The sequence below is a fragment of the Pseudomonas sp. P5_A12 genome, assembly GCF_056400685.1.
Window position 1 is genome coordinate 1 of the sequence record NZ_JBFUKU010000371.1, and the last position, 4481, is coordinate 4481.

General features: G+C 57.7%; 5 protein-coding genes. 3 read left to right on the forward strand and 2 right to left on the reverse strand.

The genetic code is table 11. From position 1 onward, the window contains the following. On the reverse strand, positions 1-109 hold a 109-nt coding region (locus AC1DSG_RS28070; RefSeq protein WP_477793784.1), incomplete at its 3' end, for a transposase. 201 nt (positions 110-310) lie between these two features. On the opposite strand from AC1DSG_RS28070, the gene AC1DSG_RS28075 reads away from it, so the two are divergent. Together AC1DSG_RS28075 and AC1DSG_RS28080 are read left to right on the forward strand one after the other, a co-directional pair. After that, on the forward strand, positions 311-712 hold the full coding sequence (locus AC1DSG_RS28075; protein WP_477793781.1) for a MerR family transcriptional regulator: 402 nt from the start codon (positions 311-313) through the stop codon (positions 710-712). A 149-nt stretch (positions 713-861) separates the two neighbouring features. Then, positions 862-1761, forward strand: a complete 900-nt coding sequence (locus tag AC1DSG_RS28080) for a hydroxymethylglutaryl-CoA lyase (protein WP_477793782.1) — start codon at positions 862-864, stop codon at positions 1759-1761. 656 nt (positions 1762-2417) lie between these two features. Here the strand turns inward: AC1DSG_RS28080 and AC1DSG_RS28085 are convergent. After that, entirely contained in the window at positions 2418-4112 is a 1695-nt protein-coding gene (locus AC1DSG_RS28085) for an AMP-binding protein (RefSeq protein WP_477793783.1), read from the reverse strand. Between the two features lie 193 nt (positions 4113-4305). On the opposite strand from AC1DSG_RS28085, the gene AC1DSG_RS28090 reads away from it, so the two are divergent. Then, positions 4306-4481: acyl-CoA dehydrogenase family protein (locus AC1DSG_RS28090; RefSeq protein ID WP_477793785.1), on the forward strand; the 176-nt coding region annotated here is incomplete at its 3' end.

Here is a 4481-nt window from a genome sequence, read left to right on the forward strand (position 1 = left end):
GTCCTGGCTCAAGGCTCTCGCGAACCATCGCCAGCTTTTGCTCCGGGCTCCAGCGGCGCCGCCGCTCCTGGCCCAAAAGCTCCCCACTCTTATCGTTGCTGTTAGTCATAAACATAACCGTTTGCCTATCCCTTATCGTAAGGGGGAAACGGTGTCCTGTCTTTCATGGGGCTCGTTCATTCACTGAGGATCTCCTGTGGAAGCGGGCTTGCCCGCGATGAGGTCCGCAAGAACACAGAAGCCCCCTGCCCCTTGACGTAAACGTCAACCTGCCATTAGCTTAGCGCCATGACCTTTTTCGAGCGCTTCCATGAGCAGCCAGACCTACAGCATTTCCGACCTCGCCCGCGAGCTCGACATCACCACGCGGGCCATCCGCTTCTATGAAGAACAAGGCCTGCTCAGCCCCGAGCGTCGCGGCCAGGAACGCATTTACTCGCCCCGCGACAAGGTCAGCCTGAAGCTGATCCTGCGGGGCAAGCGCATTGGCTTCTCCCTGGCCGAGTGCCGCGAGCTGATCGAGCTGTATGACCCCACCGGCGGCAATCAGAAACAACTGCAAACCATGTTGAGCAAGATTGCCGAGCGCCGCGAACAGCTGGAACAGCAGATGCTCGACATCGAGCAGATGAAGCTGGAGCTGGACACCGCGCAGGAGCGCTGCACCCAGGCGCTGGAGCAGACCATCCAAAGCCAGAAGGTTATCCAGTAGATCAACACAATCCCCCTGTGAGAGCGAGCCTGCTCGCGATGGCGGACTTACATTCAATATTGATGTTGGCTGATAGACCGCTATCGCGAGCAGGCTCACTCCCACAGGGGTTCTGTGAACATTCATACAATTACAACAGGTCCAATGCCATGTCCCTTCCCACCCACGTACGCATTGTCGAAGTCGGCCCCCGCGACGGTCTGCAAAACGAAGCCCAACCGATCAGCGTTGCCGACAAGGTGCAACTGGTCGACGCGCTGACCGCCGCCGGCCTCGGCTATATAGAAGTCGGCAGTTTCGTCTCGCCCAAATGGGTGCCGCAAATGGCCGGCTCCGCTGAAGTGTTCGCGCAGATCCAGCGCAAACCCGGCGTGACCTATGGCGCCCTCGCTCCCAACCTGCGTGGATTTGAAGACGCGATGGCAGCGGGCGTGAAGGAAGTTGCAGTGTTCGCTGCCGCGTCCGAAGCGTTTTCCCAGCGCAACATCAACTGCTCGATCAGCGAAAGCCTGGAGCGTTTCGTGCCGATCATGGACGCCGCCAAACAACATGGCGTGAGCGTGCGCGGTTATGTGTCCTGTGTGCTGGGCTGCCCTTACGAAGGTAACGTCGCCCCCGAGCAAGTCGCCCGGGTTGCGCGCGAGCTCTACGCCATGGGCTGTTACGAAGTGTCGCTGGGCGACACTATCGGCACGGGCACCGCGGGCGCCACCCGCAAAATGTTCGAGGTAGTCGCGGCCGACGTGCCCCGTGAAAAACTCGCCGGGCACTTCCACGACACCTACGGTCAGGCCATGGCCAACATCTACGCCAGCCTGCTGGAGGGTATCTCGGTGTTTGACAGCTCCATCGCGGGCCTCGGCGGTTGCCCGTACGCCAAGGGCGCCAGCGGTAACGTTGCCACCGAAGACGTGGTGTACCTGCTCAATGGCTTGGGTATCGAGACCGGTATCGATCTGGATGCGTTGATCCTGGCCGGTCAACAAATCTGCACGGTGCTGGGGCGTCCGACCGGTTCGCGTGTGGCCAAGGCTCGTAGTGCACAGTGAGGTCCCAAGGTGTTACCGCGACGTCAGAAACGTGGGGGCAAGCGAGTAACACGGAAACAAATAGTCAGGATTCGATCTACAGAAAAATCCCACAAAATCTCAAACCATTGATTTTAAAGGGTTTTAAAAAGTTGGCACGGGTCCTGCTACCTCTACTGCATAACAAGAACAAAAAAAGCAGCAAGCACTAATAAAAATAAGACGTAACGACTCTGACATAACAAAAACAACACGGCAGAGACGCAGCTAACAGATTTTTTTGGAGAAGATGTGCTTTTCAGGGTGCTTTTCGGAGTTACCCGCAACCGGGCAGAGAACAATAAAACTACCTTCAGGTAGCTCCCGAACTGGTTGGATCGCTCAGCGAAAAAGTAGATCAGCGCTCAAAAAAATACGTTTGCTCTTGATCCCGGATGGGGATCGACAAAAACAGCGGTAAAGGGTCACGGTTTCCAAAAACAAAAACAGACCGCCCCTCAATAACAAAAAAAGAGCACGCGCAACGACAAATTAAAGGGGAGCTTCGGCTCCCCTTTGTGCTGTCTGGCGTTTAACTTTTTCACCGCCACACCTGTAGGAGCAAGCTTGCTCGCGATGGCGGCGTGTCAGTCAATACATCCTCGACCGATCCATCGCCTTCGCTGGCAAGCCAGCTCCTACAGCTTCGCTTTGAGCTCCGCGACGCTGATCTCGCGCATCCGGAATTTTTGAATCTTGCCGGTCACGGTCATCGGAAACTCCTCCACGAACTTGAAGTAACGCGGCGTTTTGAAGTGCGCGATGCGCTCCTTGCACCAGGCTTGCAGCTCTTGCTCGGTGGCGCTGTGGCCCGGGTGGAATTTGATCCAGGCGACAATTTCTTCGCCATAACGCGAGCACGGGATGCCGATCACTTGCACATCCGCCACCGCCGGGTGGGTAAAGAAGAACTCTTCCAGCTCCCGCGGGTAAACGTTCTCACCGCCCCGGATGATCATGTCCTTGTTGCGCCCGGCAATGTTTACATAGCCCTCGTCGTTCATGCTCGCCAGGTCGCCGGTGTGCATCCAGCCGGCCTGATCGATGGCCTCGGCAGTGCCTTGCGGGTTGTTCCAGTAACCGAGCATTACGCTGTAACCGCGGGTGCACAGTTCGCCAATGGTGCCGCGCGGCACGAGGTTACCGGCCTCGTCGATGATTTTGCTTTCCAGCTGCGGCTGGGTACGGCCGACGGTGGTCACGCGTAACTCCAACTCGTCTGAAGGACCAGTCTGCAACGACACAGGGCTTGTCTCGGTCATGCCGTAGGCAATCTGCACTTCGTTCATGTGCATTTCGTTGATGACCCGGCGCATCACCTCGATGGGGCACGTGGCACCGGCCATGATCCCGGTGCGCAGGCTCGACAGATCGAATTCGGCGCGTTTGGGCTGATCGAGCATGGCGATGAACATGGTCGGTACGCCATACAGCGCCGTAGCTTTTTCTTCGGCGACGGTGGCCAGGGTCTGGAGCGGATCGAAGGCGTCGTTCGGGTAAATCATGGTGCTGCCGTGGGTGATGCAGCCGAGGTTGCCCATGACCATGCCGAAGCAGTGATACAGCGGCACCGGGATCACCAGGCGATCATCGGCGGTCAGGCCGAGGCTTTCGCCAACCATGTAACCGTTGTTGAGAATATTGTAGTGACTGAGGGTCGCACCCTTCGGGAACCCGGTGGTGCCAGAGGTGTACTGGATGTTCACCGGCTGATCGAAATGCAGGCTGTCCTGGCGCTCGCGCAACTGCTCCATCGAAACGCTGGCAGCCAGATCCGCCAATTGCGACCACGGCAGAAAACCTGAAGGCGGCTGCGCATCCAGACTGATGACACCGCGCAGGTCGGGCAGACGTTCGCTGTGCAATTGTCCGATGGATTGCTCGGCAAGCTCAGGAACGAGGCCTTGCAGCATCCCGTGATAATCGGAGGTTTTGAACGCGCCGGCGCAGACCAGCCAGTGACAACCAGATTGCTTCAACACGTATTCGAGTTCGGAACTGCGGTACGCAGGGTTGATGTTGACCAGAATCACGCCGATTTTCGCACTGGCAAACTGGCTGATGCACCACTGTGCGCAGTTCGGTGCCCAAATGCCGAGACGATCACCGGCCTGCAAGCCCAGCGCGAGCAGCGCTCTGGCATGCAGGTCTACGGCGTCGGCCAATTGCTTCCAGGTGTATCGCACCTGCTGATGGCGCACGACCAGCGCCTCCCCGTTCGCGTACTGCGCAACGGTATTATCGAATGCCTGGCCGATGGTCATCGCCAGCAAGGCTTTGTCCTGGGAACCACGGGTATAGCTGCGCTGCGGGCTTGCACTGGGTTGATCCATGATGACCCCTATTGTCTTTATTTATGGGCTGGCGGCTGGTCCGCTTTTCAATCTTGAACTGGCTCTACTCTCGCTCAAGTTGACGTTAACGTAAAGGGTGATTGACAGCCATTCGTCACAGGCTTACGTTAACGTAAAGGTGAGAAGCGAATCACTGCCCTCCCCGCCCAACAAAAAAGCCAAAAGGTGCCCCATGAGCTATCCATCCCTGAATTTTGCCCTCGGTGAAACCATCGACATGCTGCGCGATCAGGTTCAGTCCTTCGTCGCCAAAGAGATCGCCCCGCGCGCGGCTCAGATCGACATCGACAACCTGTTCCCCGCCGACCTGTGGCGCAAATTCGGCGACATGGGCCTGCTCGGCATTAC